This window comes from Pseudomonas sp. AGC41 (assembly GCF_057334555.1).
Genome location: NZ_JBHFJB010000099.1, coordinates 5,947 through 14,258, shown reverse-complemented (window position 1 = coordinate 14,258; position 8,312 = coordinate 5,947). Strand labels below are relative to the sequence as shown.

At 65.9% G+C, this 8,312-nt stretch carries 9 protein-coding genes; 6 read left to right on the top strand and 3 right to left on the bottom strand.

Going from position 1 to position 8,312, the window contains the following annotated elements; genetic code table 11:
* Positions 1–518 precede the first annotated feature (518 nt).
* Both ACE04F_RS17180 and gspH read right to left on the bottom strand, forming a co-directional pair.
* Positions 519–1,130 (bottom strand): type II secretion system protein GspJ, encoded by a 612-nt coding sequence (locus ACE04F_RS17180; protein ID WP_486108511.1) that lies wholly within the window; start codon positions 1,128–1,130, stop codon positions 519–521.
* On the bottom strand, positions 1,127–1,576 hold the full coding sequence (gene gspH, locus ACE04F_RS17175; RefSeq protein WP_486108570.1) for a type II secretion system minor pseudopilin GspH: 450 nt from the start codon (positions 1,574–1,576) through the stop codon (positions 1,127–1,129). Before gspH ends, ACE04F_RS17180 begins: the two co-directional genes overlap by 4 nt.
* A gap of 120 nt (positions 1,577–1,696) precedes the next feature.
* Here gspH and ACE04F_RS17170 point away from each other — a divergent pair, with 120 nt between their 5' ends.
* Entirely contained in the window at positions 1,697–2,128 is a 432-nt protein-coding gene (locus ACE04F_RS17170) for a type II secretion system protein N (protein ID WP_486108509.1), read from the top strand.
* A gap of 48 nt (positions 2,129–2,176) precedes the next feature.
* Here the strand turns inward: ACE04F_RS17170 and gspI are convergent, their stop codons facing one another.
* Positions 2,177–2,551: a type II secretion system minor pseudopilin GspI gene (gene gspI / locus ACE04F_RS17165; protein ID WP_305501116.1), complete on the bottom strand. Its 375-nt coding sequence runs from the start codon at positions 2,549–2,551 to the stop codon at positions 2,177–2,179.
* A gap of 148 nt (positions 2,552–2,699) precedes the next feature.
* Between gspI and gspG the strand changes: the two genes are divergently transcribed.
* The 5 genes from gspG to gspD are packed head-to-tail and all read left to right on the top strand — an operon-like array spanning position 2,700 to position 8,211.
* Positions 2,700–3,149, top strand: a complete 450-nt coding sequence (gene gspG / locus ACE04F_RS17160; RefSeq protein WP_486108507.1) for a type II secretion system major pseudopilin GspG — start codon at positions 2,700–2,702, stop codon at positions 3,147–3,149.
* An 8-nt stretch (positions 3,150–3,157) separates the two neighbouring features.
* Positions 3,158–4,141 (top strand): type II secretion system minor pseudopilin GspK, encoded by a 984-nt coding sequence (gene gspK, locus ACE04F_RS17155; protein WP_486108505.1) that lies wholly within the window; start codon positions 3,158–3,160, stop codon positions 4,139–4,141.
* Positions 4,138–5,319, top strand: coding sequence for a type II secretion system protein GspL (gene gspL / locus ACE04F_RS17150; RefSeq protein WP_486108503.1), 1,182 nt, complete (start codon positions 4,138–4,140; stop codon positions 5,317–5,319). Before gspK ends, gspL begins: the two co-directional genes overlap by 4 nt.
* Positions 5,312–5,857, top strand: a complete 546-nt coding sequence (gspM, locus tag ACE04F_RS17145; protein ID WP_486108501.1) for a type II secretion system protein GspM — start codon at positions 5,312–5,314, stop codon at positions 5,855–5,857. Before gspL ends, gspM begins: the two co-directional genes overlap by 8 nt.
* Positions 5,854–8,211 carry a type II secretion system secretin GspD gene (gene gspD / locus ACE04F_RS17140; RefSeq protein WP_486108499.1) on the top strand — a complete coding sequence of 786 codons (2,358 nt, stop codon included), beginning with the start codon at positions 5,854–5,856 and terminating at the stop codon, positions 8,209–8,211. The genes gspM and gspD overlap by 4 nt, the downstream gene beginning before the upstream one ends.
* Positions 8,212–8,312: the final 101 nt, after the last annotated feature.

Here is an 8,312-nt window from a genome sequence, read left to right as displayed (position 1 = left end):
CCCCCAAGGCGGTGGCATGGTCGATGAAGATGTTGAATGTGCCGGCCTCTTCGCGAGCAGGCTCGCTCCCACAGTCAGATCGGGGTAAAGCTGAAGAGGCAGGCTGCCTACCAGACCGCCTTGATCTTGATCTTGATCCTGATCTTGATCTGAGACGCCCCGTTAACCACGCTGGCCGAACGCAGGCATTGCGCAGTGGGCAACCCGGCATGGATGCCGGGTTAGCCGCGCTGGGCCATGGATGGCCCTTCGCGGCGGCCCACGGAGCAATGCCGGAGTGAGGGCACACCGAGCCCAGGCGAGGTGCCGAGTGGTGGGGCAGAGCGTTTTTGGTTACTTTTGGCGCTCTTTCCAAAAGTGACCCGCCGTAAGGGCGGAACCCTAAGCAGCCGTTACCGCAGCAACGGATATGTACCCAGTCAACGAAACCCTGGCCGACTCTCAGGCCGCCATCGCGAGCAAGCTCGCTCCCACAGGGAAACGCGAGCAACCCCGCTCCGACAATCTCGAAGGGTGGGCTACTCCAACGGTCCCAGCACCTGCCGATACTTCTCCGGCCCTTGCGGTGTCTGCCGGGTCAGGCTGATCTCGATGCCCGGCGGATCCTCCTGCCGGTTGCCGCTGAGTTTGCGCCAGCCCTTTTCCCTGTCCCAGAACCGCAGCTCCGCATCGCTGACCTCACTCAACACAGCCACGCCCGCACCCGGCGCCGGTAGAGGGTAGCGGCTGCGAGCCTGGCCCTGGGCGCGATAAAGTGTGTCGCCCTTGAGCCACCAGCGTACCCGTTGCAAGCCACCGCCCTGATCGGCGGCCTCACGGATAACGTCGAGGCGAAAACCCTGGCCTTCGGTGCTGCGCAGGGTGAGGGCGGGCGGGGCGGGCGAGGGCTCGTTGTCGATCCCTGGCTTGAGCGGTTCGCTCAACTCGACGCCGGCCCGCAGGGCCACATCGCGCTCCAGTTGGTTAAGCACCCGCAGCAAGGCTTCGGTCTGCTCGGTGCTGGCCTGCAAGTGGCTGTCGGCGCGCGTCACGCTGTCCAGCCCGCGCCACGCGATCAGGCTGATCACCGCCATCAGCAGGATCGCCACCATGACTTCAAGCAAGGTGAAGCCTGTCTCCCGGCCGCTCATTGAACCAATACCCGACCGGCGGCGCTGCGTTGCACAGTGAAACTGTTCTGGCCGTCGGACAAGCGGATCTGTAGCGGCACGCCGATCCATTCAGCATTGAGCACCACGCGTTGCCGGGGTTCCACACGTACCTCCATGGACGGGCTTTGCCACCGTCGCGGGCGCAACTGCGGGTCTTGCTTGAAGCGATCGAGCCCCACGCCCTGGTCCGGGCGGCGGCTGAAGCCGAAGCCCTTGGCGTCCCAGCGCCAGGTGATCGGTCGCCCGTCGGCGCGGGCTTCCGTCTGGGCCAGTTGCAGCAGCTGGGCCAGCCGTTCGGCATCCTGGCGCAGCAGCTTCGCCGGGGCCGGTTTGATGCTCAGGCTCACGGCCGCGCTGGCGATGCCGACGATCACCAGCACCACCATCAATTCGATCAGGGTAAAACCGCGTTGCTTGCCGTGCATCCGGGCGCGCTCCTTTGCGTTGGTGATCATCGTGCACGCTGAAGATGATAAGGATGTGAAATAAAACGGAGAGAATTGACGCGTACGCTGGGCGCTGGAATCAAACAAGGAGATCAGGACATGACTTTCACGGAACGAGTCTCCCCGGCGCAGATCGTCCAGGCGCTGGGACTGGTGGCAGCGTTGGCTGGAGTGGCGACCTGGTCTTCTCTGCTGCTGACATCCGCCGAGTCGCGCACCCCGGACGTGGCCCCGCAACGCCTGGCCGAGCGTTCCGACAGTCCTGCGTTGCAGTGGTTTTCCAACCAGCCGGCGGCAGTGGATATCAAGGTCAGCGGGGTGCTGGCCGGCGCCCGCGGCGCGGTGGCGATCCTCAGTCTCAACGACGGACCACCGCGCAGTTTCCTGGCTGGCGAGCGGGTAGCCCAAGGGGTAAGGCTGGTAGCGATCGAGGCGCAGGCCGTGGTGATCGAACGCGGCGGCGAACAGACCCGATTAGCACTGGCGCGGCTGCCGGATTCAGTGAGTTTGCCGTCGCTGACGCGCCCCTGACCGCATTTGTTGTGAGGGCTCTTGTGGCGAAGCAACATTTGCAACCGGTTATTTTTCCCGACCGAGCAAGGTCTCCAGCCGAGCCAAGGGCGGCGCCTCGCGGCTGCGGTCGGATACGCTCAGCTCGACCCGCAGCATCCGCCCGTTTTCCGCCGGGCGCAGGTTCTGCTCGCAGCGCAGCAGCAAGCGCCCCTGATCGCATTGAAAAACTTTCATCCCCGGCGTCACGTGTCCCTCCAGGCGCAATTGCGCCAATTGGCTGCGAGCCGTCAGCAAGGCGATGGACTTGTCTCGCAGCAAGCCGTTGCTCTGGGTCATCACCGCCGCCACGCGCACCGCGGCCGACATGGCCACGGCAATGATCGCCAGGGCCACCAGCACTTCGATCAAGGTGAAACCGGCTTGTGGGGCTGGGCGTGGCATCGGTCGGCTCAAGGGGGCGAAAGCAGTACCCAAGCCTGAGCATTGTTCTTTACAGATTGACGACGCAAGCTCCTGAGCAATTTCAATATCGCTGACATATTTTCTTGCAACACTGCGCCTCGAATCGAATCCAGGAAGGACCGTCGAGATGCACATCGCCCCTTGTTACGCCCGTTCCCGAGGCCCACGCGGGCAGCGGGGCTTCACCCTGATCGAGATCATGGTCGTGGTGGTCATCCTCGGCATTCTCGCGGCGATGGTAGTGCCCAAGGTTCTTGATCGACCCGACCAGGCCCGCGCCACGGCGGCGAAGCAGGACATCGGCGGGTTGATGCAGGCCTTGAAGCTGTATCGCCTCGATCACGGCACCTACCCCAGCATGAACCAGGGCCTCAAGGTATTGGTGGAGCGGCCGGCCGATGCCAAGAACAGCACCTGGCGTTCCTACCTGGACCGCTTGCCCAATGATCCGTGGGGCCGCCCCTACAACTACCTCAATCCTGGCGCGAACGGCGAGGTCGATATCTTTTCCCTCGGTGCCGACGGCCAGCCTGACGGCGACGGTGTGAACGCCGACATCGGCTCCTGGCAGTTATAAGGGCCGTGATGCGCACGAATTCGCCGACAGCGGCGAAGCAGCGCGGCATGGCGGTGATCAGTGCCTTGCTGATCGCTGCCGTGGTGGCCGTCATTGCCGGCGGCATGCTCACCCGCCAGACCCTGTTCACCCGCAGCCTGGAAGCCGAGCAACTGCGCATCCAGGGCGCGGCGCGGTTGCAGGGCGGCCTGCAGGTGAGTCGCCAGTTGCTCTGGGAGGTTCGCCAGCGCGATCCCTTGACGCGCTTCGGCCAGCCGTGGGCGAAACCTATCCTGATGCCGGGCTCCGGCCAGGTCGACACGCCATTCGAAGGGCAACTGGAGGATGAACAGGGCAAGTTCAACCTGCGCAATCTGGTGGTCGATGACCAGGTGGACCAGGAACAGCTGCGCGCCTTCGAGCGGCTGTGCGAGCAGTTGGGTGTCGCCGCCATGGTACGGGCGCGTATCGTCGAGCGGGTGGTTGCTGGCTACCCGCGCCTGTTGAATCCGCCGCGGGCGGGCCAGGCGTCAACGAGCGGCACGTTCGACAGCGGCCGCAGCACCTCGCCGGACGCCTCCGACACGCTGGCGCCGACCCGCCCGATGCTGCGCACCTTGCAGGACCTGCTCAGCGTCAAGGGCGTCACCCCGGCGTTGCTGGAGACACTGGCCCCTTACGTCACGATCCTGCCGGCCAATACCTGGCTCAACGGCAACACCGCCAGCGCCGCGGTGCTCACCGCCTACGTGCCGGGATTGTCGCTGCAACGCGCCCAGGCGCTGATCAATGAACGCGACGGTGGCCACTGGTTCATCAATCGCGGGGATTTCGTCAACCGCCTGCGCATGCCCGAACTGGACGTCAGCACCGTCAAGGTCGGCATCGCCAGCGACTGGTTCCGCCTGCGGGGCCAGGTGCGCAGCGGCCAACGGCGGGTCGAACTGGATGCCTTGCTCCAATGCAGCCAGGACCGCTTGCCTCAGGTGATCTGGTCGCGGGTGGGTGTATGAACCGTTTGCGCATCGCCCTGGCGCCGCTGGATCGTCTCGGCCTCGACAGCCCGGTGGCATTTGCCTGGCTGGACCGCCAAGGGCAGGTGCGGGATGCCGGTCTCAGCACACTCCGGGCGCTCGGCCAGGGCACGAAGCAGCAGGCGGTCGAATGTTTCCTGCATCCGCGTGACAGCTTGCTGACGCGCCTGGAGCTGCCGCCACTGTCCGCGGCGAAGACCACTGCCGCCGTGACCTGCGCGGCCCAGGCGCTGATGCTCGGTGCCACTGAACAGATGCAAGTGGCCCACGGCCCGCGGGATGCGGACGGGCAGGTAGCGGTCGCCTGGCTGGACCGTGCGTCGCTGAACATATTGGGTCAGGTCCTGCTGCAGGCCGGCCTCAAATTGCGCGGCCTGTATCCGGCCGCCTACGCCTTGCCGGTGTTGTCGGGGCCAGTGGCGTGTATCGAAGACGAGCACTTGCTGGTGCGCCATGGCTTGCAGCACGCCGTGGTCCAGCCGTTGCTGGAAGATGCGCTGGACGAGTGGCTTGTGGAAATGGGCAGCGGTGTGCATTGGGTGGGCGAGTCACCGCCGCAAGTGACGACTGACAGTTTGCCCGTCACCCAGCGCTGGAGCGGTGTTGCGCCGGGCTGGGGCCTGCATGCCGGGTTGACGCAGGGGCGTGCCGGGCGCGGCGGCTGGGGCCGGGCGGCGGGCATTTGCGCGCTGGCGGTGGCGGTGTGGGTGGTCGGGCTCAATCTGTATGCCAACCGGGAAGCGGCCCAGGGGCAGCGGCTCAAGGCACAGATGAGTCAACGGGTGAAGCAGGCGTTCCCTCAGTTGCCGGTGATTCTCAATCCCTTGCAGCAGGCCCGTCAGCAAATCGCCGCGCGCCAGAGCGGTTCGCTGGCGGAGCCTGGGCAGCGCTTCGCCAGCCTGGTAAGGCAGGCCGGCAGCGCCATGCCGTTCATGAGCGGCAATGTGCAGGAACTGGTGTTCGAAAACGCTGAGTTGCGCCTCAAGCTCGTCGCCGAAGCGCAGAAAGTCGCGGCGGGCGACGACTGGAAAATACCCCTGGCGCAGGCCGGCATCGAGGTCGCCGCCATTGACCAGGGTTGGACGTTGCGCGTGGCTCCGGCCGGGCAGGAAGCGCAAGACAGCCCCGACGAAAACCAGGAAGCGAACGATGAATAAGCTGACCGCGGCACAGCTGAAAGCGCGTTGGCAAAACCTTCGCACGGCCTGGCAGGGCCTGGCCGCCCGCGAGCAACGTGCCGTGGCCCTGGCGGCGTTGGTGCTCGGTAGCGGCCTGGTCTGGCTGGCGTTGATCGAGCCGGCGTTGAAAACCATCGCTTACTGGCAGGCCGAAACCCCGAAGCTGCGCTCGCAGACCGAAGCCCTCGAAGTGCTGCTGCGCGACGTTGGCGGACCTGCCCGGGGCCAATCCCTTGAAGCCGCCCTGCGCCAGACTCTGGATGCCAGCGGCCTGGGCGAGCGCTACCAGTTACAACCGCCGGGCACCGCGGCGCCTGGCGCGTGGCAACTCACTTTCACCGACGCGCCGGCGGACGGGGTGATCAATTGGCTGCTCGGCAGTCCACCACAATTTTCCCTGGAAGTGATCGAGGCCCGCTTGCAGCGCACGGCCCCGGCCAGTTCCGACCCAACCCCCGGCACTCTGTCCGGAACCGTTCGCATGAACCACGCGTCAAGCGCTAAGGAAGCTTCATGAAGGGGTCCAGATACCCGCGACATTGGCGCAAGGCCGCGCCGCTGCTGTTGCTTGCTTTGGGCGCGTGCACCAGCACGCCGCCGGCCTCGCAGCCACCGTTGCTGGTGGACAGCGAACTGGGCATGCCGCTGGGCAGCACCCAGCGCAGCGGTGACGCGTTGCTGGACCGCCAACGGGCTCAGGCATCCAGTGAGCGGAAACCACCGGTGCGCCATCAGGTCGACCTGACGGCCCGCGCCCGCGCGCCGCGTAGCGATGCCCCTGCGAGCAACCCGTTGGGCGATCAACCGGTGACGCTGAATTTTGTCGAGGCCGATATCCAGGCGGTGGTGCGCGCCTTATCGCGTTCCACCGGTCAGCAGTTCCTGGTCGATCCGCGAGTCAAAGGCAACCTGACCCTGGTCTCCGAAGGCCAGGTGCCCGCCCGCCAGGCCTATGAAATGCTGCTCGCGGCCTTGCGCATGCAGGGCTTCAGCGTGGTCGATGTCGGCGGTGTCGCCCAAGTGGTGCCGGAAGCCGATGCCAAGTTGCTGGGCGGGCCGATCTACAATGCTGACAAACCCGCCGGCAACGGCATGCTGACCCGCACCTTTCGCCTGCAATACGAGAACGCGGTGAACCTGATTCCGGTGCTGCGCCCGATCGTCTCACCGAACAACCCGATCAACGCGTACCCCGGCAACAACACGATTGTGGTGACCGATTACGCCGAGAATCTGTCGCGCGTCGCGCAGCTCATCGAGGGCATCGACACCCCGAGCGCCATCGACACCGATGTGGTGCCGATCCAGAACGGCATCGCCGTGGACATCGCCCAGATGGTTTCCGACCTGCTGGAGACCCAGGGCGGCGACCAGACGCAGAAGATCAATGTGATCGGCGACCCGCGCTCCAACTCCATCATCATCCGCGCCGGCAGCCCGGAGCGGACCGAGCTGGCGCGCAACCTGATCTACAAGCTCGACAACGCGCAGAACAACCCGAGCAACCTGCACGTGGTGTACCTGCGCAACGCCCAGGCCGCCAAACTCGCCCAGGCCCTGCGCGGTTTGCTCACCGGCGAAAGCGAAGGCGAGGGCAACGACAATTCGCGCTCGGTGCTCAGCAGCATGGGCGCCAGCACCACCGGCCAGAGCGGGCAGGGCAACGAAAGCGCAGCCAGCCCCGTGAGTAGCACCACCTCGGGCAGCGGCAGCGGCTATGGCCAAGGCAGCAGCGGGCAAACCTCCAGCACGACGCAGAGCGAGCAGAGCACTGCCTTCAGCGCCGGTGGCGTGACCATCCAGGCCGATGCCACCACCAACACCTTGCTGATTTCCGCGCCGGACCCGCTGTATCGCAACCTGCGCGAGGTCATCGACCTGCTCGACCAGCGCCGCGCCCAGGTGGTGATCGAGAGCCTGATCGTCGAAGTCGGCGAGGACGATGCCAGCGAGTTCGGCGTGCAATGGCAGACCGGCAACCTCGGCGGCAGCGGCGTGATCGGCGGGGTCAACCTCGGCGGCACCGGGCTCAACCTCAACGGCAAGACCAGCATCGACGTGTTGCCCCAGGGCCTGAACCTGGGCCTGGTCAACGGCACCGTGGACATCCCCGGCATCGGCAAGATCCTCGACCTCAAGGTGCTGGCCCGGGCCCTGAAGAGCAAGGGCGGCACCAATGTCTTGTCGACGCCGAACCTGCTGACCCTGGACAACGAAGCGGCGAGTATCTTCGTCGGCCAGACCATCCCGTTCGTCAGCGGCAGCTACGTCACCGGTGGCGGCGGCACCAGCAACAACCCGTTCCAGACCGTGACCCGTGAGGAGGTCGGCCTGAAGCTGAACGTCCGGCCGCAGATCTCCGAGGGCGGTACGGTCAAGCTGGACATCTACCAGGAGGTCAGCAGCGTCGACAACCGCGCCTCCAGCACCACCGGGATCGTCACCAACAAACGTGCGATCGACACCAGCATCCTGCTGGACGACGGCCAGATCATGGTCCTCGGCGGGCTGCTGCAGGACGGCTACAGCCAGAGCAATGACGCGGTGCCGTGGCTGTCGACCATCCCCGGCATTGGCGCGCTGTTTCGCAACGAGCGGCGCCAGGTCACCAAGACCAACCTGATGGTCTTCCTGCGGCCCTACATCATCCGCGACACGGCGGCGGGTCGCGGCATCACCCTGAACCGCTACGATTTCATGCGCCGCGCCCAGGGCCTGCTGCAACCGGAGCGCAGCTGGGCGCTGCCGGACGTGCAGGCGCCACAACTGCCGGCCTCGGCCCGGGCGATTCCAGGCGCCACGCCCGCCGGGCTGCAAACGCCGAGGGCGGTGATCAAGGCGGTGCCTGCAACGGAGCCGGTCGGACGATGAAGACCGTGGCGAGGGAGCTTGCTCCCGCTGGGTTGCGCAGCGACCCCAAACAGGTTGAATGCCATTTGCCTGGCACACCGCGGCGCCGGGGGTTGGGGGGG